Here is a 22,511-nt window from a genome sequence, read left to right as displayed (position 1 = left end):
AAGTTTTTCATGAAAATGGTCATAAATTTCAAAAGCTGTCGAATGATGTATTAGAGTATTGCATAAACCAACCATACAGCATATAATAATGAAATTAGTGGAATCGAAAGGATACAGACATGGATAATAAGGGTTTAAATCAAGAAGAGTTTTTAAAGATTTTGATGTACGCTCATGATATTGGTGAAAATTCAAATGATGTCACAACAAAAGAAATGCTTGAAAATCTGATTGCTCATATTCGAAATGGCCTTGTTTCATAAAAGTAGCCCCCTGCTCTCTCAGCAGGGGGTTTTTGTATGCTTTTATGAATGGAACGAAAATCCCCGGCATACGATGACATTACAAGCATAAGGAGTATGGGGAGCTGATGTGACATGAAGGTTGCGATTGCAGGCTGTGGGTATGTAGGGCTTGTCACAGGTGTGTGTTTAGCAGAGGCGGGTCACGACGTGACATGTATGGATATTGACCGGCGGAAGGTCATGCAGCTGAAGCAAGGGAATCCTCCGATGTACGAGCCGGGATTAAAAGAACTGCTCAAACGGAATATGGAGCAAGGACGCATTCGTTTTCATATTGATGGAGCGTCAGCCTATTCGCAGGCTGACGTGTTAATGATTGCTGTCGGTACCCCGCAACAGGCAGACGGTCAAGCTGATTTGCAGTATGTCTTTCAAGCGGCAAAGGAGATGGGCTTACAAGCAAAGCCAGGCGCAGTGCTTGTCGTGAAAAGTACAGTGCCTGTCGGAACGGGCGATCAAATTGATCATTTGATTCATCACGTGTTAGGTCGTAAGGAGCCATTATCTATCGCATCGAATCCAGAATTTTTACGAGAAGGGTCTGCCATCTCAGATACGCTGCGAGCGGATCGGCTGGTGATTGGAGCCGAAACAAAGAACGGATTAGATCAGCTAGAGTCTATGTATGCGGATTTCCACATTCCATTCGTGAGAACAGATCGGAAAAGTGCAGAGATGATCAAATACGCATCAAATGCATTTCTTGCCACAAAAATCAGCTTTATGAATGAAATTGCTTCGATTTGTGGAAAAACGGGAGCTGATGTTGAGAGAGTTGCAGAGGGGATGGGACTCGATCAGCGGATTGGTGCTTCGTTTCTTAGGGCAGGCATTGGTTACGGAGGTTCCTGTTTTCCGAAGGATACAAATGCCCTTGTCCAAATTGCAGGGCATGTGTCCCATGATTTTGAGCTATTGAAGGCTGTCATCAAAGTCAACAATGAGCAGCGAGCAAGTTTTATTCGAAGTGTGAAGGAGCGGATGGGAGAAAACTTGGAAGGGAAGAGAATGGCTCTTCTTGGCCTTTCCTTTAAGCCGAATACTGATGATATGAGAGAGGCGCCGTCAATCCCGATCGCTCATCAGCTCCATCAATTAGGAGCGGAGATCGTAGCCTATGATCCTGCTGCCGCTCGCAATGCAGCTCAAGAACTGCCTGATCAAGTCCTTTTTGCTCAAACGATTGAAGAGGCGATCAAGGATGCTGATGCTGTCTGTATATTAACTGAGTGGTCGGATATTCAGTTATTTCCACTTTCAGCTTATAAAGATTTCATGAGGCAGCCGATCATTTTTGATGGCCGGAATTGTCATACGCTTGAAGCGGCAGAAGTAGCTGGGGTCGAGTATCATTCTATTGGACGTAGGCCTGTTTCTCCTATTTATATGTAAATAAAAAAACCGATAACAGTGAGATTATCGGTTTTTTTCGTTAATGAGGAAGAATGAATCCGCCATATAAAAATGCAGCCACAATCAGAAAGGCAGGGTGCAATTTGAATTTGGTCATAAAGAAAAATGAAATGGCAGCAATGGCGAGTGATTGCGTCCAGCCAATGGCTTTCACGGCATCTCCGCCAATTTCCCATGTTAATAAAAGCATCATCATCGCAATGACAGGCTGTACAGATAAGGTCATGCCTTTGACGACAGAAGATTGGCGAAAACGATCAATGAGTTTTAGCAATAAAATCAATCCAATCGCAGACGGCAGGACCGTCGCAAGCAGTGCAACGATAAAGCCTGGCCATCCCATGACATCATAGCCTACATAAGCCGCAATTTTCGTAGCGATTGGACCTGGAAGTGCGTTGGCTAATGCGAGCATATTGGAGAACCCTTCGTTTGTCATCCAATGAAAATGATTGACGATTTCTTCATAATTGAGCGGAATGGAGGCAGGTCCTCCGCCATACCCTAACAGATTGGATAAGAAGAATGCCCAGAATAAAAAGAGAATTAGCATCACGAAGACACTCCTTTCTCTTTATTTGTTCGATTCCAGCGATCTTTCAGTCTAAAATGAAAGGCACCATAACATAAAAAGATGATGACAATGATTCCTGGATGAATCGAGAGTACTTGAAGACCAACAAATGCCAAAAGGAATAGGGCGATTCCGAAGATCATGCCGAAGCCCTTCAACGCTTTTTGTCCAAATTCATATGCCATCATTCCTAACAGAACGGCAATCACTGGTGTCACAGCACCGATCATATTTTGAATGATGACTGAAGAGCTTAAGACGCTGACAAGTGTAACAAGTGCCACCATAGCGAGACATGTCGGTAAAATATGTGCAGCTGTTGCAACAATGGCGCCAGATACACCTTTTAATCGATAGCCGAGGTATGCCGACATTTTCGTAGCAATCGGTCCAGGTAATGCGTTGGCGATGGCGAGTGTTTCTCCAAATTCGTCATCATTGATCCATTTGTATTTGACGACCGCTTCATGGCGAATGAGCGGGATCACAGAAGGTCCTCCGCCAAATCCCAGAATACCGGTTCGCACCATGGCGATCATGAGTTCAAGATATGATTGCAAGTGGTTCAACTCCTATCTACAATTTCATGCCCATTCGGCTTTTGTATCGTTTAATGAGCATTTGACAGTCAACACTGACGACGCCTTCAAGCGGGTACAGCTTCTTTGTCAGGAACGTCTCCATTTCCTGTTCATTTTGAAAAATGCCATGCATATGCAGTTTGCTTGGTCCTGTCATATGATAAAGGCTTGTGACGGCTGTTTCCTGCTCAAGCTGAAGGGCGACTGTTTCTAAACATTTCGGCTCAACCTCTACGTTAAAAAAGACAGAGACATGAATGCCGATCTTTGCTGGATTAATGACAGCGGTGAATCGTTCAATGACACCTGCTTCAATGAGCTGCTGAATACGGGCTTGTACAGCAACACGGGAAAGGCCGACTTGTTTCCCTAGATCCGTGTAGGACATACGCCCGTCCTCGTGTAATAAGGAAAGAATTTGTTTATCTCTTTCATCTAATGTTAAGTTTGGAATGCGATATTCATGTGCCACCGTATAACCACCTTTCTTCTGTTGATATTCTATCATATTTTATTACGAATAGAATGTTTGATTTTCAATTGAGTAACGAAATGAAATAATAAAAGAAGATAACATATCTTTTTGCATGAAAAAACACCCCAGTATCACCGGGGTGTGTTCATTTTATTTTTCTGGGCTGCTTTCCGCACTGGCAATTTGTTGTGCAAGGTCAGCACGATCAATGTCTGCTTGGAAGAACTCCTGCGTATTTGGAAGGTGTAAATTCATGTGACGTTTTTGGGAAATTCGAATGGTCACTTGATCCACAGTGTAATCAAATACATGCCCGCCTACGCTGCGATCATCATCAATAAAGTGGAGATGATATCCGCTTACCGCAATGCCATGTGCGTACTGTGGTGTACGGAAGCCTGCGATCGTCCCGCGAATATTTTCAAAATCGAAAATAGGCTGTGACTTGACTGCTTCCACCATCGGAACGTAAGGTTTTTCCTGTTTTTCAACCGTACGGGTTTGAACCTTTTTGAATGACCCATCGATGCGGATCGCATAAAAGACATTTTTGCTTGGTAAGATTCGGTCGATTTCTTCCTCTAGCTCTTTGGACGTCATCGGTGCATCAATTCGATGAACGATGTCCGTTTCAAAGAATGCTAGAGAGCAGAATGGTGAATAATCTTGATCGGTTACTGGTGTGGCTGTTCCATCAGAGCGCAGTCGATAAAAAGCGCCATCAAAGCCGATTAGTTCCCCATCTAATTGATTGAATGTGCCAATGCCAAAATCACCGTGCTCGGGAATATGTGATAGGGAGAAATCTCCATCGTATACGGCTTCCAGCAAGGAGGTCATGGTTGATACTTGATAGACCTCTTGCTTTTTGTCCTGCGGTATTGTGTTGTTTTGTTGATTCATTGGGTGCATCATACCCATATCCGCTCACTCCTTTAAAGTAATGTATCGAAGTCTTATCTGACGTTCGTTGTGTGTTTTTCACGAAAGACTTCTGGCCATTTTTGACTGGCGAGGTCTGGGTTGTCTTGATAGTCTATCGGAATATCAATAATAACGGGTCCTTCTATGTTTATACCCTTTTGAAGGACAGTTGAAAGCTCTTCAGGTGAGTTGACACGTAATCCAGTTGCTCCAAAGCTTTCTGCATATTTCACTAAGTCGATCTGACCGAACTCAACACAAGACGTACGGTCATACTTCATTTCCTGCTGGAATGCCACCATATCGTATGTGCTGTCGTTCCAAACGAGATGAACGAGATTTGTTTTCATGCGCACGGCTGTTTCTAATTCCATGGCGGAGAAGAGAAAACCGCCATCACCTGAGACTGAAATGATCTTTTCATCTGGATTCAATATGGAGGCTGCAATTGCCCATGGTAATGCCACGCCAAGTGTTTGCATTCCGTTACTCACTAGGAACGTGTTCGGTTCATAAACACGGAAGTGGCGAGACATCCAAATGGCATGAGATCCGATATCACATGTCACTTTCGTGTCATCTGGGATGATACGTCTCAACGTATGAATGACATCCAGCGGGTGTGATAAATGACTTTCTCTTTCTGGTGCTTTTTCGATATCACTTAACAGCTCTTGTAATTCTGTGACCAGATCTACGTTCTTTTTGCATAATGAAAGTGGAACGCTGTCGTGGGCTAGATGTTGCACCGTTTCAGATATATTGCCCACAAGCTCAAGCGTCGGTTCATAGAAATGGTCAATATCTGCCTGCATGTCATCTACATGGATGATGTGACGCTGCTGCGGTTTCAAATTCCAATGCTTCGGATCGTATTCGATTGGATCAAAGCCAATAGTTAAAATCACATCCGCTTTCTCAATGAGAAGGTCCCCTGGCTGATTACGGAATAAGCCGATTCTGCCCACATATTGAGGCTCAAGCTCTCTTGAGAGAACGCCGGCTCCTTGGTACGTTTCGACAAATGGGATACCAAGTGTTTTTAATAATGTTCTTGTCGCATTTGCCGCAGCTGGACGGCTAGCTTTCATTCCCACAATTGCAACAGGTAAGTGCGCATTTTGAATTTTGGCGATGGCCGAACTGATGAGAGCATCCGGTGCAGGACCTAGTTCTGGAGAAGGGTGAGCAGACACTGGTGTTTGTGTGGTGTGTTCGGTCACGACATCTTGTGGAAAGCTGATAAATGCTGCTCCAGCTTGACCTCTTTGTGCCGCGCGAAAAGCATTTGTTAAGGCTTCTGGTATATTGTTTACGTCTTGTACTTCAACGCTATATTTTGTCACTGGTTTGAATAATGCCGCATTGTCGAGTGATTGATGTGTTCGTTTGAGCCGATCCGCACGGATGACGTTTCCAGCGATTGCAACAACAGGGTCACCTTCTGTATTGGCTGTTAATAGACCTGTCGCTAAATTGGATGCCCCAGGACCTGATGTGACGAGACAAACGCCTGGTTTGCCAGTTAAACGACCGACAGCTGCTGCCATGAATGCCGCATTTTGTTCGTGTCTGCATAGCACAAGCTCTGGACCTCTGTCTTTTAATACATCAAATACTGCATCAATTTTTGCGCCTGGAATCGCAAAAACATGGGTCACACCTTGGGCAATGAGCGTATCGACAATTAACTCTGCTCCTCGTTTTGTTAGGGGTTGTGTTTGAGAATTCATTTACCCCGCACTCCTTTCGGCAAGTAAAATTTTTTATGAAAATATATTTTCATGATATGATTTACTATACATTTCACAAAATAAATTTTCCAATATATGTTTAACGTAGTTTTAATATGTTTCACGAATAAGTGTTTGAGGAGTGAAAGGATGGAACTGAGACATTTGCAGTATTTTGTCACAGTCGCGGAGGAGCTGCATTTCGGCAGAGCGGCCGCACGATTGAACATGACACAACCTCCACTTAGTCAGCAAATTAAGCAGTTTGAGGAAGAATTGGGATTTCCTTTGTTTCACCGGTCTAAAAGAGTGGTGGAGTTAACAGCTGCTGGAAAGGTTTTTTTACATGAGGTCCGGGGGGTGCTGCATCAGCTTGATAAAGCCGTTGATCATGCCCGGCATACGGCAAGAGGGGAGCTTGGGAAGATTATCATCGGTTTCGTTGGTACAGCGACATATGATATTCTGCCGCCAGTTGTCCGTGAATTCAGAGAGCTGTACCCCTCTGTCAGTATTGAACTGCAACAGCTCTCTGTCCCGCAGCAGCTTGAGGCGCTTTTGAATGGTGAGATTGATATTGGTTTTTTGCATCCTACATCACCGCAAGAAGAGTTGGTCAGTCGTTTAATGAAGCAAAGTGAATGTATTTTTGCGATTCCGAAAAACCATCCGCTGGCGGAAAAAGAAGCGGTCACGATTGAAGATATTCGTGATGAGCCGATTATTTCTTTATCAAAGGAATCATGGCCGTCCCTTTATCAGCATTTTGTCCTACTTTGTGAACAGTATGGATTTTCACCTAATATCGTGCAGGAAGCAGCAGAATATCAAATGGTCATTGGGCTTGTCACAGCGGGAATCGGAATTGCTATCATTCCAACATCGGCCCGGCGTTTATTTAATTTAGATGTGGTGTATCGGTCAATTGAAGGTGAGCAGCTACTCGCGGAATGGACCATTTCTTATAGACGAGAAAATCATAATCCGGCATTGTTTCATCTTGTCCATCATATTCTCCATCGCGCTGAGCCGGAATAAGGGAAGAGAGAACGGGGTATGGTATGATGTCGTTACATACAAGAGGAGGCATGTCTGAAGTGATTACATTACAAATGGATCAGTTGTCACGAAAAGAAGCATATAAAGTATTATCTGGTTCCGTCGTTCCAAGACCCATTGCATTTATTACAAGCCTTTCTAAAGAAGAAGTCGTCAATGCTGCACCATTTAGTTTCTTTAATGTCATTAGCGGCCATCCTCCGCTGATCGCTGTTTCTATTGGACGTCGTCAAGGAGAGATGAAAGATACAGCAAAACATATCATCGACAGGGAAGAATTTGTTGTCCATGTGAGTGATGAAGCGATGATTGAAGATATTAATGAAACAGCTGCTACACTGCCAGAGGAAGAGAGTGAGCTGACTCGTACCGGTCTTCATCAAGTGAAGAGCAGCGTGGTGTCAGTGCCAGGAATCAAGGAAGCACGCATTCGCTTTGAATGTCAGCTGGAAAAACATCTGACCTTTCAAAATGATGAAGGGGAGATCACAGTCGATCATATCATTGGCCGGGTGGTGTGTGCGCATTTAGATGAATCCGTCTATGATGCGGAAAAAGGATATATTTTTACGAATGAATTAAAGCCAGTTGCACGTTTAGCGGGGAATGATTATGCCCATTTAGGTACGCCATTTGTACTGAAGAGACCGGAATAACATCTATAACCCCGAGGCTATCGGGGGTCCAGCGTGTAGACAAACCCTCGCATTCTTTGTCAGTCCTGCGCTTCGGTGCTCACGAATGTCAATTCGCTCTGCTCCGGTCCTCGTCCTTCCTAGACTGCAAAGGTTTTCTATTACGCTGAAAAGAAAACAAAGTGCTAAAATAAAGTTCATTTCAGCCTTTGTCTACAATCTAAAACCCCCGAGGCTATCGGGGGTTTAGTGTTTATTTCTTTTGTTCTAGTTTCAATGGAGCGGCGATATTTTTTTCTACCTTTTTTCCTTTTAATACATCGTCCGCAGCGCCGACTGCCAGTTGACCGATCAGCTCTGGCTGCTGTGCGACTGTTGCAGATAGTTTTCCTGCTTTGATCGAGTTGAGTGCATCTTCGTTACCGTCAAAACCGACGACAAGAATGTCTTTTCCAGAGCTTTGGATGGCCTCTAGTGCGCCAAGCGCCATTTCATCATTGTGGGCAAAAACGGCTTTGATGTCAGGGTTTCCTTGAAGAAGGTTTTCCATCACGTTGAGCCCTTTTGTCCGGTCGAAGTCAGCGGCTTGTTTTGCTGTGACATCTAACTTTTTGTCTGCAATTTGATGGAAACCTTTTCCTCGTTCACGTGTCGCAGAAGCACCTGGTACACCTTCTAGTTCAGCCACTTTTGCGCCTTTACCAACCTTGTCGATGATAAAGTTAGCGGCCATTTCGCCGCCTTTGATGTTATCGGAAGCAACGAGCGCTTCAACCTTTCCGCTTTCTGCGGAGCGGTCTAATGTGATGACCGGTATGTCTGAAGCATTCGCAGATTCGACAGCCGTTGATATAGCTGAGGAATCGGCTGGGTTAATGAGTAATGCATCAACCCCTTGTTGAATTAAATCTTCTACATCACTCGTTTGTTTCGCTGAATCATTTTGTGCATCGGCAATGACAACTTCGATGCCAAGCTTTTTCGCTTCTTTTGTCACGCCGTTTTTAAGAGAAACGAAGAATGGGTTATTTAAAGTCGAGATCGACAGTCCGATTTTAATGTCTTTTTTCTTGCCATCCTTTGTTGATTTGGCCCACTCTGGCGGTTCAAGCGAGCAGGCAGAGAGCATGAATAATGAGAGAGTCACGATCAGGATTACATATTTTTTCATAGCAGCTGCCTCCTTAAGCAGATTTCTTTCTGTCGAGTAGGACTGCAATCAAGATGACAATCCCTTTCACAACAGACTGATAGAATGATGAAACACCAAGTAAGTTCATACCATTGTTCAAGACACCAATAATGAGCACCCCGATGAGTGTGCCGACAATTCGTCCTCTTCCGCCGGATAGGCTTGTCCCGCCAAGTACAACGGCAGCAATTGCATCAAGTTCATACGACGTACCAGCTGTTGGCTGTGCTGAGTTGAGACGAGATGTTAAGATCGCACCTGCTAAAGCAGACATAAAGCCTGCTAATGAGTAAATCATGATTTTGACGCGTGGTACTTTAATGCCTGAGATGAGGGCTGCTTTTTCATTTCCGCCAATGGCATACGTTCTTCTGCCAAAAGGTGTTTTATGAAGCAAGACCCAAAGTACGATAAAGGTGAGAAGCATGGTGATCGCTGGAACAGGAATTCCTAAGAAATATCCACGGCCAAATAGCTGAAATGCATAGTTAGAGCCAAGCCCTGTAATTGGGTTTCCGTCTGTATAAACAAGCGTCAATCCTCTGAAAATCGTCATCGTCGCAAGTGTTGCGATAAAAGGAGCCATTTTTCCTTTTGTGATCAAAAGACCGTTGATCATTCCAAGGATGGCACCGATGATACATCCAACGATGATGGCAAGAATTGGGTCCAAACCAGAAACAATAAAGCCGGCAGTCAGAGCACTAGACAGCGCTAGAATGGCACCGACAGACAAATCAATTCCTCCGGTTAAAATAACAAATGTCATGCCAAAGGCAATGAGGGCGTTAATGGAGATTTGTCTGAGTAAGTTTAAAATGTTTAATGGTTCTAAAAAGGCCGGATTTAAGATAGAAACAATGGCGACAAGGATGATGAGTCCTAAGAATGGGCCAAGCTTTTGCATGATGTGATCAAATCGTCCATTTGAAGTAAGTGGTTTCATGTTACTTCCCTCCTGTAGCTAGTGTCATAATTCGTTCTTGTGTAGCTTCTGTTTTACTTAATTCTCCGCTGATGGTACCTTCATGGATGACAAGCACTCGATCACTCATCCCAAGAACTTCTGGGAGCTCAGAGGAGACCATCAAAATGGCAACACCTCGATCTGTCAGCTCGTTCATGAGCTGATAAATTTCTCGTTTCGCCCCGACGTCGACACCTCTTGTTGGTTCATCTAAAATCAGTACCTTCGGCTGAATGCCGATCCATTTGGCGATGACGACTTTTTGCTGATTTCCACCGGACAGGCTGCGTGCAGAAATTTCAGATGAAGCGGTTTTAATCGTGAGTCGTTTGATGAGCAGGTCAACAAAATCCTGTTCGTTTTTCTTATCAATCAGCCCCTTTTGAGAGAAGCTGTCTAAGTTAGGTAACCCGATGTTTTCCCGAATGGATGCATCCAGCATCAGTCCTTCATCTTTGCGATCCTCTGTGATAAAACCGATGCCAAGCTTGACCGCATCACTTGGTTTTTTAATGACAGCCTTTTTCCCATGAACCCAAATTTCTCCTTGATCCAGGGGATCGAGTCCAAAGAGCGACCGCATCATTTCCGTCCGGCCAGCGCCCATTAAGCCTGCAACACCGACAATTTCCCCAGCTTTGACGGAAAAACTGACATCTTGAAAGCGGCCTTTCCTCGTTGCTTGCTTCACCTCTAGGACGATATCACCAGTAGAAGGTGTGCGCTCAGGGTAACGATCGGTTAATTCGCGGCCGACCATTTTTTTGACGACTTCATGGAAATTCGTGTCTGGTATCGCTTTCGTATCGACCGTTTTTCCGTCACGCATGATGGTAATTCGGTCACAGATGGCAAAGATTTCTTCCATCCGGTGAGAAATGTAGACGATGGAAACGCCTTCTTTTTTGAGTGATTCAATGACCTGAAATAGCTTTTCAATCTCACGGTCTGTGAGAGCGGCCGTTGGTTCATCCATAATGATGACCTTCGCATCGGTCATTAACGCTTTCGCAATCTCAATCATCTGCTTTTGTCCGACAGAACAGCTTCCTGCCTCTTGATCGAGCGAGAGGTTGACAGACAATCGGTCGAGCTGTGCTTGGGCGAGGGCTTTCATTTTCTTGGTGTCTAGGAGACCAAGTTTTGTATAGATTTCTTTCCCGATAAATAAATTCTCTAGTACCGTCATATCAGGCCATATATTCAGCTCCTGATGAATGAAGGCAATCCCGTTCTGCTCGGCTTCTTTCGGATTCTTGAAAGCGGTTTCTTTTCCGTCGATTTGAATCGTTCCTTGATCCAGTGAATAGAGTCCTGTCAGCAGATTCATTAACGTTGATTTTCCTGCCCCGTTTTCACCCATAAGTGCGTGGACTTCACCTGTGACGAGGTCAAAGGAGACCCCGGCGAGAACAGTGTTTTTTCCAAAGGCCTTATGGATGTTATGCATTTCAATGTTCATAAGTGGCTCCTCCTTTTAAAAGATGACACCGGCATGAAGAATACAGTTTGCGTATGGGGTGGCTTCACCCGTTCGAATCACTGCTTTTGCCTGTTTGGTCATGTCTTTGAACGTCTCGTGATCGACTTCATCTAACGGATGTGAGAACGCTTTCTTTAGAAATAAATGATCTCTCTCATTGGCTTCTTTGATTTCACTGGCGATTGTGATGTGTTCAACGGCCATTTCCTCAAGAAGGAGGGAAGTAACCTCCTGAAAGGATGGTGTGCCGATGGATAATGCAAGGTCGATCTTGACCGGGCCTTCTGGAATGGGCAGGCCGCAGTCTGCGATGACAATCGTATCTGTATGACCAAGATCAGCAAGCACCTTGGCGATATGACTATTTAAAATACCATTTTTCTTCATTTCTTATTCTCCAATTCTTCTCTTGCTGGCATGCCGCCTTGGGCACCAAATTTTGTGACTGAGATAGATGCGGCTAAGTTGGCAAAGGCAAGTGCGTCGAATAGGGATTTTCCTTCTGTCAGTGCTACAGCTAGAGCGCCGTTAAAAGTATCACCAGCGCCTGTAGTGTCGACGGCTTTCACAGGATAGCCCGGTACCAACACTTCTTTTGATCCATCAAAGTAACGAACCCCATTTTTTCCTTCTGTAATGAGTAATTTGTTTGGATATTGGCGCAAAGCTTCTGCTATGGTGAGTCCATCAAACATAAGAGCTGCTTCGTGTTCGTTTGGCGTGATATAGGCAGCTTGATCTAATATTTGCTGAGAGACTTTGCGAGCTGGTGCGGGATTTAAGATGACAGGAATCCCTTTTTCGCTGCAAATGGCGCAGACGGCTTCGACTGTTTCTTCAGGAATTTCCTGCTGGATGAGGACGATTCCGATATTTTCAATAGAAGAAAGAGCATCTTTTACATAATGAGGTGTTACCTCATTGTTTGCTCCTTTGACGACAACAATGCTGTTATCTCCTTCAGCTAAAATGATATGAGCTGTTCCGCTTTCCATTTCGGTAACCGGTTTCATATAGGTGGTGCGAACACCTTGTGCTTGCAAATTGCTCATAATGTCCTGACCATACGCGTCATCCCCAACTCGGCCGATCATATATACATCTGCACCGAGCCTTGCGCTTGCTACTGCTTGATTGGCTCCTTTTCCCCCAGGAACCGTTTTAAATGATTCGCCTAGGACGGTTTCTCCGGCACTAGGACGTTTATTCGATGTAACAACTAAATCCATGGAACAACTTCCTACGACAACAATTTGACTCATTGTGAATCCACCTTTCTTGTGGTCTCTCGTTCAATAAAAGAGACGGGCATTTGAATAACTGCTTGATCTATAGGCTGTTTTTGAATGGCTTTAATGATCAGCTTTGCGGCTTCTTTCCCCATATCATAGGCAGGCTGCCGGATCGTTGATAAAGAAGGGAAGAGCAGTTCGCTTTGCGGAATATCATCAAATCCAATGATTTGGACGTCTTCTGGAATGGCTTTTCCAATTCGAAGTGCTTCGTGTACGACGGCTGCTGCGACGATGTCATTGCTGGCAATGATGCCATCTGTTTCAGGGTACAGCTTGAAAAGAGCCTTGGCGCTTTTTCGGGCTTCCTGAAAAGAAAAAGAAGCGTTAGACATCACATGAAAGTTAGCACCTTCTTCAGTCAGAACATCAAGTGCGCCTTTGAATCTTTGCCGCGCCGTTTGAAGATGAGCGGGCCCTTTTAGCAATGTGATCTGCTGACTGCCGCGTTTGATTAATTCCATTGCAGCCATTTTCCCGCCTGCCGTAGCATCTGCAAACACAGAAGGCGCATTTGGAACGGTACGATCTAAGAAGACAACAGGCAGTTCATCATCATTGTACAAATCCGATTCAGGTTCGTTTGTGACAGCGATGACACCGACCACCTGGTTTTGCTTAAAGGTTTGTAAATAGGCCATTTCCTTCTCCCGATCTTCATCACTGTTTCCGAATAATAAGCGAAAACCGTTTGCATGAATCTCATCCTCAACGCCTCTAGCCAGCTGAGGGAAGAAGGGGTTTGTGATATCAGGTAAGATGAGACCAACTAATCTTGATTCTCTTTTAAAAAGGGATCGTGCCACTTCATTGGGGAAGTAGTTTAGCTCCTGCATCGCTTGTGTCACACGGGTTTTCGTATCAATATGGACGTATCCAGTATCGTTAAGCACGCGTGAAACAGTCGCAACAGACACTTGAGCAGCTTTTGCAACATCTTTAATTGTAGCCAATGGAGTGCCTCCCTTCTTTGATGTGTAACCGTTTACATAGATAGATTATCACGAAAGCATTAAAAAGACAATCTTAAAAAAATAAAAAAAGAAAAGAAAGAGGGCGTCTTCCTTTTCTTAACTAATAATGCCCGTTTGGGTAATGTTCACTTTGATTTTTGGGATGATCTTCACTTTTGGATAATCGGTGACCCAATTCATTTTCATATACTCATCATAATGTCTGACTCTGTATTTTCTGCCGAGGCTTAAGACGTCAGAATTTGCTTCTTGTAATGTAGCAACAATTTTTTCTGCTTCTTTTGTTAAGATGGTTGAAAGTCTTTTGTTCAGCATTTCAATTTTTTTGTCTGTATCTAGATTATCTTTTGGGTACTCAAGGACAGAAGTATTAAATTCAAATTTGAGTGAGTATGTTAAGTTTCGATGATCAGGATTCAGAATCTCGATGTCTCTCTTCACATCAGTGACTTGGATGGTGATGTAATTGTTTTCTTTTGACTTCATGTCGCTTCTCACTTTTTTTGTGAAGTTGGCATATTTGCCCATTTTTCCGTCCATGACGGTGAGCAGAATTGCATCTTGACCGTACAACTCGCCTTTCTTCTTCTCATTATCAAATAGAGCAACCCCTTTTACACTGATTAATTTCTTCGATTGATCGAAATGAATCAACGGCAGTGTGAAGTCTTCTCCAGTTTGGAGCATTTTAGATCGAATACTTTGAATGTTTTTAGGTGCTACTTGGGAGGAGCGGGATGCGGTTGTGATCAAGTTATTTAAATAGTCACTCACGATGAGTTTCTCCTTGAGCAGCGCGTTTATCAATTCTTCACAGGTTCCCCCTTGAACAACGGCAAGGTTTGCAAGGAGAGGGCTTTTTGGATCACGATAAAACATATCTAAGTAGGGCAGAAGACGCTTTTGCGCAAATTCATCACCGATCAGCATCACCCGCATTTTCGACATGTCTATTTTTTGATCCACTATCCGGCTGAAGTTGGTTCTTGCTTTTCTTAAAGTAGGTGCTTCCGTTGTGAGAAGAGTGGTTAAAAAGCTGCCGGTATTTCCCTGCTCCATACTTTGAGACTGCTGCACTTTTCGATAAGTGATTGAGTACTTCGCATTGTCATCCTCTCCTTGATCAACCGCGGAGGTTAACACAAGAGAGATGTTCTTTAATAAATTTTGATCCCAGCAGCCAGGCATGAATATGAGAGAAAGACACATAAGCAACGTCAGTATGTACTTATGACGCATGTGATTTCACCTTCCCTTTGCGATGTTTGATAAAGATGATAATGGCCATAAAGATTGGGAGTGTGTAAATAAATGAATATTGAGCGATGGTGGTAAAGTCATTAAAGCGCTGTATTCTAAAATTATCAGTTGCAAGATAACAGCTAGCCGCATAAATCAAAATGGCAAAATATAAGACATATTTTTTGTGTTCTTTTTTCTTAAGAATACTTGCCACGCCTTTCGCACAAAAGTAAAGGTAATTACTGAGTGTAGCTAAAATGACAAATACCCAGAAACTAAGGAAAATTAAATCGGTCCGTTCAATCACACCGAACGAAATGGTTTTTAATAGATAAAGAACTGGGTTGGGAATGATATTGAGCTCAATCGGACTGAAGAACATAAAACAAATCAATGTAATAAATAGGTAGTAAAGCGTCGTGCATATATTGGCAATGGTCATGACTTTATATCGTTCCTTAATGGTTCCTTTCATCAATGGAGAGATAATGAGGATCATCTCGAACCCATTCATAGATAGAACGACGTCTTTTAATCCAAGTGAAACTTGAGAAAGATCCACTTGGAAAAAAGGCATGAGGTAGTCGATATTGGTTCCTTTTAATGAATAGAGCATTAAGAGAGAGAGCATGAGCAAAAAGGGCGTCAAAACGAAGTTAAACCTGACAATGGCCGTAATTTGCTCCTTTGCAATGTAAATGATGGAGATCATCAGTAACAGATTAATGACCCAATTTGGTGTGAGCGGCAGTACCCAAATGCCAAGAATTCTTGTGAAAATGGATAAAACAACAATGCAGACGGAGGCGAAGTATAACGTATATAGTGCCACCAAAGTCCGGCCGATCCATTTTCCGAACACTTCAATTAAGGCTTGGAAAAATGATATATCAGGATACTTCTGAATGATGTAAATAAAAATGGTGTTAATGATTTGAATGAAAAAACAGGCTAAGATAATCGCCATCCACCCATCGTGTCCCATGTCTTTCATCAGCAAATGAGGCAGGGCTAGAATACCGACACCAATTTGAGATTGAATGATAAAAAAGACAGCTTGAGGTGGAGATATTTTATTTTTCATCTTTATTTTTCCATCCTCTCAAATTTTCAATTTGCTCTTTCTTTTTTGGATTTAAGTAAACAGGGCGCTTTTTGTACATCCACATCGGTAATCGAATCACAGTATCTTTTAAGTCCTGCCAGTTAAATGGAGCCACTGGTGATAAGTACGGGACACCTAGTGATTCGAGGCGGCATAAATTCATCAATACGATCGACAGGCCGAATGAAATGCCAATAAACCCAAACATCGATGCCATAAACATGAGAGGGAAACGAAGCATACGAATGGTGGACGTCATTTCAAAGGATGGGAGGACAAAGGATGCAACAGCTGTCACGGCAACAACAATGACAAGGACATTCGAAATGAGTCCAGCTTTTACCACAGCGTCTCCAATCACCAAACCGCCTACAATCCCAATCGTCTGACCAATTGGCTTTGGCAGTCGCACCCCTGCTTCTCGTATGAGCTCAATCGTAATCTCCATCAGCATTGCTTCAATTAACGGCGGAAAAGGAATGCCGATAATGGAATTTTTCATCGTAATCGCTAATTCATCCGGGACTACCTCATAATGAAAGCCGATGACTGCAATATAAAAAGAAGGCAAAATCACAGCGATGATACAGGCAATATAACGAAGAATACGAATAAATGTAGCCGGAATCCAGCGGCTATTGTAGTCATCTGGTGATTGAAAGAAGCTAAAGAACGTAATAGGCAGAATGATAGCCATTGGGCTGCCGTCCATTAAGACGACAATTCTTCCTTCAAGAATGGCGGATCTCACTTTGTCAGGTCGTTCTGTGTCAATAAGCTGCGGGAAGATGGAATACGAATCATCCTCAATCGCCTCTACAATAGAACCGGGGCTAAGCAGCGTGTCTACTTTAATAGAAGAAATTCGTTTGTTAACCTCATCTATCTTTTCTTGATTGGCAATATCAGAAATATAAACCGTTGCAACCTTTGTTTCAGATTTTGTACCGACCTTATGATACTGGATTGCAAGTTTTCGATCATTTAAGTGTGAACGCAGCAAATATAAATTGGTATCTAAACTCTCAACAAACCCATCATGTGCGCCTGCAATAATACTTTCAGAAGAAGGTTCAGAAATGGAACGCAGCGGCGGCTGCCCAACAGCAAATATTTTGATCTGTGCGGATTTTTCATCAAGGAAGGCAATACTTCCGGCAATAATGCTGTCGACAATCAGCGTCAAGTCACCTGTTTCGAGTGAACTAAGAGATTTTGCATAGTCCTGTTTTCCAGGAGGGCCAAGCAAGTTGCCAATAATGAAGTTGTTTAATTTACTTTCATCCACTCTTGTTTTAATAAAAAACAGCACTGATTTCGTTTCATTCACCATCAATTCCCGGTATTCAAAATCAGCGCTTTGTTGAAATGCTTTTTTCAGAATCCGAATCTTTTCCTCAAAACCGCCTGATAAAAAGTGTAAGCGTGTTTGCTCATTCGTATTTGGCATCTTTAGCCTCCTCTCACAGATTTTTTAACCATAGTGTAAGCCGAGAAGATGATTTTATGCGTCATCTTTGGGGAAAGCATGACATGCACCGACAACTTTCAACTAAAATCACATTAAAAATGTTAAGAAATGATGAATCTTGATAAAAAGAAATGAATAATGTTTCATTGTTTAGGTCATAAGGAGTGAATATCGTAAAGAGAGGCTATAACAAAATGATTAATCTTTGACATCTTATCCCAATTTTTTGTGACCTGAAAATAAGCAGATGACTTGATTTTTTGACAGGTGACCTTTGTCATAGGTCAACACATAGCGTTCTGACCAATGAGGATGACTTTCTAACCTGTTCATTTAAAAATATAAAATATTCTAAAACACGCACTATTCATTTAAAGCACTGATATGACTGATTTCGTAGAGATGAAAGGACTTTAAAACATTGATTCAAAATACATCTTAATAATTGTCGAAAAATTTAGGGAGAAAAGGACAAAAGATTTTTCACTGTTTGATGGTAACGCTTTCTCTTGTTTGAAGCAGAAATTCAGCCGTCATTTTGTCCGTCTTTTGGCCTTTTCATTTGAGCGTGAGGTAGGCAAATACGCCTTCTGATTAGAGGAATTTGGCATACGAGGAAGTGAAAGATTATGTTACATAATACCGATTGTGATTTTATGCTGAACCTATATACTGTTGATTGAATTTACATATCACACTCATAAAAAAAGGAGATGTAGATAAGCGATGTGGTTAATCGTTATAGCCTGTGTCATCATGTTAGGGATTGGCTTTATTGAAAAGAAGCGTCATCAGAAAAATATCGATGCCCTGCCGGTACGCGTCAATATTAATGGTATACGCGGAAAGTCTACCGTTACAAGATTGACAACCGGTATCTTAATGGAGGCAGGTTATAAAACTGTCGGCAAAACAACAGGAACGGATGCAAGAATGATTTATTGGGATACGCCAGAAGAGAAACCGATTAAAAGGAAACCGCAAGGACCAAATATCGGAGAGCAGAAAGAAGTTATGAGAGAAACAGTTGAAAGAGGAGCAAATGCCATCGTCAGTGAATGTATGGCGGTGAATCCAGATTACCAAATTATCTTTCAGGAAGAGCTGCTTCAAGCGAATATTGGCGTGATCGTAAACGTTCTTGAAGATCATATGGATGTGATGGGGCCAACTCTTGATGAAATAGCTGAAGCCTTTACAGCGACAATTCCTTACAATGGGCACTTGGTTATTACGGATAGTGAATATACAGATTTCTTTAAAGAGATTGCGAAAAAACGCAATACTGAAGTGATTGTTGCAGATAATTCCAAGATTACCGATGAGTATTTACGGAAATTTGAGTATATGGTGTTCCCGGATAATGCTTCACTTGCACTTGGTGTTGCACAAGCATTGGGAATTGATGAAGATACGGCATTCAGAGGAATGTTAAATGCGCCGCCTGATCCAGGAGCGATGAGAATTCTTCCATTAATGGATGCAAAAACACCTGGACATTTTGTAAATGGATTTGCGGCTAATGACGCAGCATCTACATTGAACATTTGGAAGCGTGTGAAGGAAATTGGGTATCCAACAGATGAACCGATTATTATCATGAACTGTCGTGCGGATCGCGTAGATAGAACGATCCAGTTTGCGGAGGATGTACTTCCTTATATTGAAGCAAGTGATCTTGTCTTAATTGGTGAAACGACAGATCCAATTGTGAAGGCATTTGAGGATGGGAAAATTCCGGCTGACCACTTACACAACCTTGAATATCAATCTACAGAACAAATTATGAACATGCTTGAGAAAAAGCTTCATAATCGAGTGGTTTATGGAGTCGGCAATATTCACGGCGCCGCTGAACCTTTAATCGAAAAAATTCAAGAATACAAAATTAAGCAGCTTGTCAGCTAGGAGGAAATATAGAAAATGTTCGGATCAGATCTTTATATCTCGTTAATTTTAGGTGTTCTACTCAGTTTAATTTTTGCAGAAAAAACAGGAATCGTACCAGCTGGGTTGGTTGTTCCAGGTTATCTGGCGCTCGTCTTTAACCAGCCAGTCTTCATTTTAGTTGTTTTATCTGTCAGCTTGCTGACATATGTGATCGTTCGTTTTGGTCTATCGAAATTTATGATTTTGTACGGACGCAGAAAGTTTGCGGCGATGCTGATTACAGGGATTGCCTTAAAGCTCATATTTGATTTCTTCTATCCAGTGGTTCCGTTTGAAATAGCAGAATTCCGCGGAATCGGAATCATCGTGCCTGGATTGATTGCGAATACGATTCAAAAGCAAGGTCTTACGATTACCCTTGGAAGCACATTACTTCTAAGTGGTGCAACATTTGCCATCATGTATGTTTACTATCTATTTTAAGATAAGGTGTGTCCAATGATGAATAAAAAATTGAGCTTTCAGGAAAAGCTGCTGAAAATCACAAAGAACCAAAAGAAAAAGACGAATAAACACGTACTGATTGCTTTACCTATTGTCATTGCTTGTACATTTCTATTTACATTTATCGGGAAAGCACAAGTACCAACTGTAGAAAAGAATCCAGAAAACATCCTGACCGCTTCGTTTGTCGGAGATATTATGTTTGGAAGAAATGTAGAGAAAGTAACAGACCGTTATGGAAAGCAGCACCTGTTCCGCTATGCGAAGCCGTATTTTGATGTATCAGATTATGTAACTGGGAATTTTGAGCATCCAGTGGCTTCAGATAAGGAACAGGCAGCACAAAAGAATATTCATTTGAAAACAGATGAAGATTCTGTACAAGCGTTAAAGGATTTGAATTTCTCTGTACTAAACTTTGCGAATAACCATGCAGCAGACTACGGTGAAAAAGGCTTAAATAACACGATTGATGCCTTTGAAAAAGCTGACATGGATTATACAGGGGCAGGGCGCAACGTCAATGATGCGAAGCAGAACATTTCATACAAAGAAGTGAATGGCGTTAAAATCGCTACCCTTGGTTTTACAGATGTATATGGAAAAGATTTTAAAGCAACAAATCGCAAGGCAGGTATTCTACCAGCTGATCCATCTATCTTTATTCCGATGATTTCACAAGCTGCTGAAAAGGCAGATATCGTTGTCGTTCATGCGCACTGGGGACAGGAATATAACAATGAAGTAAACGACAGACAAAGAGAGCTGGCAAGAGCGATGTCAAAGGCTGGTGCTGATATCATTATCGGTGCACACCCGCACGTTCTTGAGCCGATGGAAGTCTATAACGGAACAGCGATTTTCTATAGCTTGGGGAACTTTATTTTTGACCAAGGCTGGTCAAGAACACGTGATTCTGCCATTGTTCAGTATCATCTGAATGAAGATGGAAAAGCGACATTTGAAGTGGTTCCAATGTACATCAAAGAAGCGACACCTGCTCCAGTCAAAGCAGGATCTCTTGAATCAAAATCGATTATCCGTATGCTGACAAATGGCACGAATGCGGATTGGAAAGAAAAAGACGGACATATTTTCTTTGAAGTCGATCATTCTGATAAAGTTCAAACATTAAAAGAAAACGAGGGGAAGGATAAAAAATGAAATTCCTTAAAGCAAGCTGGCCGTTTGTTGCGTTAATTTTAGTCTTTGTCTTTATGTCTGCTTTTAAATTTAGTGACAGCCTCACCGATCATGAGAAACAAAAGATCTCGGTTGAAATGCAGAAAATTGAACAGCAAAAGCAGTCAAAAGCGGAAGCGAGTAAATAAAGAAATGATGATGAAAAGAGCACGCGAGGCGTGCTCTTTTTTGACGGAAAAAGGTGTAAAATGAAAGGGGTCATGTCGAAACTATAAAAGAAAGGAGGAAGAGAGGATGAAATGGAAAGGAATACTGCTTGGAGGATGTGCCATTGTAGGACTCATGTTTATGTCTCAAACAGAGGTGTCTGCTCAAACAACATCTCCTTTAAAACAAGCGGAAACGCTGATAGGTACGCCTTATCATAAAGGAGGAATCGATCCGAAAACGGGCTTTGATGCGTCTGGCTTTATACAATATGTATATAAAACAACCGGTGCATTTGATTTGCCGCGAAAGGTGATTGATCAATACCAAATCGGTGAAAACGTATCATGGGAAAAAGCGAAGCCTGGAGACCTTGTCTATTTTCGCAGTCTTGAAGAAACAAAAGACATCCCGACACATGTTGCTTTGTACGCTGGAAATGATCAAGTGATCCACATCACACTCAGTCAAGGGGTGGTGAAAACAGATGTCAGCAAAAGTAAATATTGGACCGATCGGTTCTATGCGGTCAAACGGCTGCCTGTCTCCCAAGAGATGTCGGATGATCAACTGGTGAAAGATGCGATGAAATATTTAGGAATCCCTTATGTATTCGGGGCATCAGATCCAAAAGTAGGCTTCGATTGTTCAGGTTTTTTACAATATTTATTTGAAAAATCACTTGGGATTTATTTACCAAGAAGTGCTGAGCAGCAATGGATGGTTGGAGAGAAAGTAGCACGAGACGATATTCGCCCTGGAGACTTTGTTTTTTTTAGCAACACGTATAAAAAAGGAATTTCACATGTAGGCATGTACATCGGAGGAGACCGCTTTATTCATGCGAGCCGTTCGGAAAGTGTGACAATTTCTTATTTGTCTGAATCGTATTGGCGTGAGAAATGGACAGGTGCGAAACGATTAACTGAGCTGAAACTAGCGAAAGAAGACCCAGTCGTATCAAAAGCTGCCACGTATATTGGAGAAGTACCCTATGTAAAAGGTGGTGCGAGCCCAAAGCAAGGCTTTGATACAGCAGGATTCACGCAGTATATCTATCAAGAAGTGCTTGGAATGGAGATGCCTCGCTATGCGCCGGGACAAGTTAAAGCAGGTACACCTGTGAAACGATCGGAACTAAAGCCAGGAGATCTTGTCTTTTTTAAAGGGACTTCGTTGATGCCAGCCATTTATGCTGGTTCAAATCAAGTCATTCATGTGACGGTTTCAAATGGCGTTGTCATTACCAATATGAAAACAAGTACGTATTGGAAGGATAAATATGAGACGGCTGTTAGAATCAAAAAATAAAGAAAAAGCCCGATCAATGCTCAGATCGGAC

Annotated in this window: 23 protein-coding genes; 9 read left to right on the top strand and 14 right to left on the bottom strand. The window is 42.5% G+C overall.

Annotated features, from left to right (window positions below; all coding sequences use genetic code 11):
- The first annotated feature begins 119 nt into the window (after positions 1–119).
- Together ID12_RS19320 and ID12_RS02595 are read left to right on the top strand one after the other, a co-directional pair.
- Complete coding sequence (locus ID12_RS19320) at positions 120–263, top strand: YwzD family small protein (protein WP_003214884.1); 144 nt, start codon at positions 120–122, stop codon at positions 261–263.
- Positions 264–377: 114 nt separating this feature from the next.
- Positions 378–1,697, top strand: a complete 1,320-nt coding sequence (locus ID12_RS02595) for a UDP-glucose dehydrogenase family protein (protein ID WP_050826675.1) — start codon at positions 378–380, stop codon at positions 1,695–1,697.
- 40 nt (positions 1,698–1,737) lie between these two features.
- On the opposite strand, the gene ID12_RS02590 is transcribed toward ID12_RS02595, so the two are convergent.
- The 5 genes from ID12_RS02590 to alsS all read right to left on the bottom strand — a co-directional run bounded on the left by ID12_RS02590 (position 1,738) and on the right by alsS (position 6,005).
- Complete coding sequence (locus ID12_RS02590; RefSeq protein ID WP_007497548.1) at positions 1,738–2,271, bottom strand: chromate efflux transporter ChrA; 534 nt, start codon at positions 2,269–2,271, stop codon at positions 1,738–1,740.
- Complete coding sequence (locus ID12_RS02585; RefSeq protein WP_041091499.1) at positions 2,271–2,831, bottom strand: chromate efflux transporter ChrB; 561 nt, start codon at positions 2,829–2,831, stop codon at positions 2,271–2,273. Before ID12_RS02585 ends, ID12_RS02590 begins: the two co-directional genes overlap by 1 nt.
- A gap of 37 nt (positions 2,832–2,868) precedes the next feature.
- The gene (locus tag ID12_RS02580; RefSeq protein ID WP_017360010.1) at positions 2,869–3,345 is read right to left on the bottom strand and encodes a chromate efflux transcriptional regulator ChrS; all 477 of its coding nucleotides are present in this window, start codon (positions 3,343–3,345) and stop codon (positions 2,869–2,871) included.
- A gap of 153 nt (positions 3,346–3,498) precedes the next feature.
- On the bottom strand, positions 3,499–4,260 hold the full coding sequence (gene budA, locus ID12_RS02575; RefSeq protein WP_370529243.1) for an acetolactate decarboxylase: 762 nt from the start codon (positions 4,258–4,260) through the stop codon (positions 3,499–3,501).
- Between the two features lie 44 nt (positions 4,261–4,304).
- A complete protein-coding gene (gene alsS / locus ID12_RS02570; RefSeq protein ID WP_017368183.1) occupies positions 4,305–6,005 on the bottom strand; it encodes an acetolactate synthase AlsS in 1,701 nt (566 codons plus the stop codon).
- A gap of 150 nt (positions 6,006–6,155) precedes the next feature.
- Here alsS and alsR point away from each other — a divergent pair, with 150 nt between their 5' ends.
- Positions 6,156–7,043, top strand: coding sequence for an acetoin biosynthesis transcriptional regulator AlsR (alsR, locus tag ID12_RS02565; protein ID WP_025208109.1), 888 nt, complete (start codon positions 6,156–6,158; stop codon positions 7,041–7,043).
- 59 nt (positions 7,044–7,102) lie between these two features.
- Complete coding sequence (locus tag ID12_RS02560) at positions 7,103–7,720, top strand: flavin reductase family protein (RefSeq protein WP_024718717.1); 618 nt, start codon at positions 7,103–7,105, stop codon at positions 7,718–7,720.
- Between the two features lie 232 nt (positions 7,721–7,952).
- On the opposite strand, the gene rbsB is transcribed toward ID12_RS02560, so the two are convergent.
- From rbsB to ID12_RS02515, 9 genes are all read right to left on the bottom strand, one after another.
- Positions 7,953–8,870 carry a ribose ABC transporter substrate-binding protein RbsB gene (rbsB, locus tag ID12_RS02555; protein ID WP_017368181.1) on the bottom strand — a complete coding sequence of 306 codons (918 nt, stop codon included), beginning with the start codon at positions 8,868–8,870 and terminating at the stop codon, positions 7,953–7,955.
- A gap of 13 nt (positions 8,871–8,883) precedes the next feature.
- Complete coding sequence (gene rbsC / locus ID12_RS02550; protein WP_008343271.1) at positions 8,884–9,837, bottom strand: ribose ABC transporter permease RbsC; 954 nt, start codon at positions 9,835–9,837, stop codon at positions 8,884–8,886.
- Between the two features lies 1 nt (position 9,838).
- A complete protein-coding gene (locus tag ID12_RS02545) occupies positions 9,839–11,320 on the bottom strand; it encodes a sugar ABC transporter ATP-binding protein (protein ID WP_050826674.1) in 1,482 nt (493 codons plus the stop codon).
- 15 nt (positions 11,321–11,335) lie between these two features.
- Entirely contained in the window at positions 11,336–11,728 is a 393-nt protein-coding gene (gene rbsD / locus ID12_RS02540) for a D-ribose pyranase (protein WP_017360008.1), read from the bottom strand.
- Positions 11,725–12,603 (bottom strand): ribokinase, encoded by an 879-nt coding sequence (gene rbsK / locus ID12_RS02535; RefSeq protein ID WP_025208105.1) that lies wholly within the window; start codon positions 12,601–12,603, stop codon positions 11,725–11,727. Before rbsK ends, rbsD begins: the two co-directional genes overlap by 4 nt.
- Positions 12,600–13,586, bottom strand: a complete 987-nt coding sequence (locus ID12_RS02530) for a LacI family DNA-binding transcriptional regulator (protein WP_008343265.1) — start codon at positions 13,584–13,586, stop codon at positions 12,600–12,602. The genes rbsK and ID12_RS02530 overlap by 4 nt, the downstream gene beginning before the upstream one ends.
- 117 nt (positions 13,587–13,703) lie before the next feature.
- Positions 13,704–14,846: a Ger(x)C family spore germination protein gene (locus ID12_RS02525; protein ID WP_046526703.1), complete on the bottom strand. Its 1,143-nt coding sequence runs from the start codon at positions 14,844–14,846 to the stop codon at positions 13,704–13,706.
- The gene (locus ID12_RS02520; RefSeq protein ID WP_046526702.1) at positions 14,836–15,933 is read right to left on the bottom strand and encodes a GerAB/ArcD/ProY family transporter; all 1,098 of its coding nucleotides are present in this window, start codon (positions 15,931–15,933) and stop codon (positions 14,836–14,838) included. The genes ID12_RS02525 and ID12_RS02520 overlap by 11 nt, the downstream gene beginning before the upstream one ends.
- Positions 15,923–17,404: a spore germination protein gene (locus tag ID12_RS02515; protein ID WP_017368177.1), complete on the bottom strand. Its 1,482-nt coding sequence runs from the start codon at positions 17,402–17,404 to the stop codon at positions 15,923–15,925. Before ID12_RS02515 ends, ID12_RS02520 begins: the two co-directional genes overlap by 11 nt.
- 747 nt (positions 17,405–18,151) lie before the next feature.
- On the opposite strand from ID12_RS02515, the gene pgsB reads away from it, so the two are divergent.
- The 5 genes from pgsB to ID12_RS02495 all read left to right on the top strand — a co-directional run bounded on the left by pgsB (position 18,152) and on the right by ID12_RS02495 (position 22,480).
- Positions 18,152–19,333 (top strand): poly-gamma-glutamate synthase PgsB, encoded by a 1,182-nt coding sequence (pgsB, locus tag ID12_RS02510; RefSeq protein ID WP_007497522.1) that lies wholly within the window; start codon positions 18,152–18,154, stop codon positions 19,331–19,333.
- Positions 19,334–19,348: 15 nt separating this feature from the next.
- The gene (gene pgsC / locus ID12_RS02505; RefSeq protein WP_007497520.1) at positions 19,349–19,798 is read left to right on the top strand and encodes a poly-gamma-glutamate biosynthesis protein PgsC; all 450 of its coding nucleotides are present in this window, start codon (positions 19,349–19,351) and stop codon (positions 19,796–19,798) included.
- Between the two features lie 18 nt (positions 19,799–19,816).
- On the top strand, positions 19,817–20,983 hold the full coding sequence (locus ID12_RS02500) for a CapA family protein (protein WP_017360004.1): 1,167 nt from the start codon (positions 19,817–19,819) through the stop codon (positions 20,981–20,983).
- A complete protein-coding gene (gene edmS, locus ID12_RS19315; protein ID WP_008343253.1) occupies positions 20,980–21,150 on the top strand; it encodes an extrachromosomal elements maintenance protein EdmS in 171 nt (56 codons plus the stop codon). Before ID12_RS02500 ends, edmS begins: the two co-directional genes overlap by 4 nt.
- A gap of 106 nt (positions 21,151–21,256) precedes the next feature.
- A complete protein-coding gene (locus ID12_RS02495; protein ID WP_035389736.1) occupies positions 21,257–22,480 on the top strand; it encodes a C40 family peptidase in 1,224 nt (407 codons plus the stop codon).
- Positions 22,481–22,511 lie beyond the last annotated feature (31 nt).

The organism is Bacillus altitudinis (genome assembly GCF_001191605.1).
Classification (GTDB): domain Bacteria; phylum Bacillota; class Bacilli; order Bacillales; family Bacillaceae; genus Bacillus; species Bacillus altitudinis.
Note: the sequence above shows the minus strand (reverse complement) of the source record. Positions and strands in the feature narration are given on the sequence as shown.

Coding starts and splice junctions, on each gene's coding strand:
- rbsK (WP_025208105.1), bottom strand. CDS start 12,603: ATGAGTCAAATTGTTGTCGTAGGAAGTTGTTCCATGGATTTAGTTGTT.
- ID12_RS02545 (WP_050826674.1), bottom strand. CDS start 11,320: ATGAACATTGAAATGCATAACATCCATAAGGCCTTTGGAAAAAACACT.
- alsS (WP_017368183.1), bottom strand. CDS start 6,005: ATGAATTCTCAAACACAACCCCTAACAAAACGAGGAGCAGAGTTAATT.
- edmS (WP_008343253.1), top strand. CDS start 20,980: ATGAAATTCCTTAAAGCAAGCTGGCCGTTTGTTGCGTTAATTTTAGTC.
- ID12_RS02590 (WP_007497548.1), bottom strand. CDS start 2,271: ATGCTAATTCTCTTTTTATTCTGGGCATTCTTCTTATCCAATCTGTTA.
- pgsB (WP_007497522.1), top strand. CDS start 18,152: ATGTGGTTAATCGTTATAGCCTGTGTCATCATGTTAGGGATTGGCTTT.
- alsR (WP_025208109.1), top strand. CDS start 6,156: ATGGAACTGAGACATTTGCAGTATTTTGTCACAGTCGCGGAGGAGCTG.
- ID12_RS02525 (WP_046526703.1), bottom strand. CDS start 14,846: ATGCGTCATAAGTACATACTGACGTTGCTTATGTGTCTTTCTCTCATA.
- ID12_RS02500 (WP_017360004.1), top strand. CDS start 19,817: ATGAATAAAAAATTGAGCTTTCAGGAAAAGCTGCTGAAAATCACAAAG.
- ID12_RS02520 (WP_046526702.1), bottom strand. CDS start 15,933: ATGAAAAATAAAATATCTCCACCTCAAGCTGTCTTTTTTATCATTCAA.
- ID12_RS02595 (WP_050826675.1), top strand. CDS start 378: ATGAAGGTTGCGATTGCAGGCTGTGGGTATGTAGGGCTTGTCACAGGT.
- rbsD (WP_017360008.1), bottom strand. CDS start 11,728: ATGAAGAAAAATGGTATTTTAAATAGTCATATCGCCAAGGTGCTTGCT.
- ID12_RS02515 (WP_017368177.1), bottom strand. CDS start 17,404: ATGCCAAATACGAATGAGCAAACACGCTTACACTTTTTATCAGGCGGT.
- budA (WP_370529243.1), bottom strand. CDS start 4,260: ATGCACCCAATGAATCAACAAAACAACACAATACCGCAGGACAAAAAG.
- ID12_RS19320 (WP_003214884.1), top strand. CDS start 120: ATGGATAATAAGGGTTTAAATCAAGAAGAGTTTTTAAAGATTTTGATG.
- rbsB (WP_017368181.1), bottom strand. CDS start 8,870: ATGAAAAAATATGTAATCCTGATCGTGACTCTCTCATTATTCATGCTC.
- ID12_RS02585 (WP_041091499.1), bottom strand. CDS start 2,831: ATGATCGCCATGGTGCGAACCGGTATTCTGGGATTTGGCGGAGGACCT.
- rbsC (WP_008343271.1), bottom strand. CDS start 9,837: ATGAAACCACTTACTTCAAATGGACGATTTGATCACATCATGCAAAAG.
- pgsC (WP_007497520.1), top strand. CDS start 19,349: ATGTTCGGATCAGATCTTTATATCTCGTTAATTTTAGGTGTTCTACTC.
- ID12_RS02495 (WP_035389736.1), top strand. CDS start 21,257: ATGAAATGGAAAGGAATACTGCTTGGAGGATGTGCCATTGTAGGACTC.